At 39.9% G+C, this 223-nt stretch carries 1 pseudogene; it reads left to right on the top strand.

From position 1 onward, the window contains the following. Positions 1-223, top strand: a pseudogene (locus ACFCTO_RS12280) (transposase); the annotation flags it as partial.

The raw sequence follows: 223 nt of genomic DNA, 5'->3' as shown, positions 1-223 counted from the left end.
GACGAAGGGTGTACTTCTATTTCACGTAAATATGGAATGGCAAGTAGCAGCCAATTGCTAAAGTGGACTGCAGCCTACAAAGCATTTGGAGATGATGGATTGAAAAGATCCTGCTCTCGAAAAATATACTCTTTCAAAGAGAAACTTTCTGTGGTACAGTCTTACTTAACAAGCGAATTTTCATATCAGGAACTCGCCCTTCAAGTAGGAATCAACAATCCGA

Source organism: Megasphaera indica, assembly GCF_046614755.1.
Lineage (GTDB): Bacteria > Bacillota > Negativicutes > Veillonellales > Megasphaeraceae > Megasphaera > Megasphaera intestinihominis.
The sequence above is the reverse complement of the archived record's forward strand: the minus strand, read 5'-3'. Positions and strand labels throughout refer to the sequence as shown.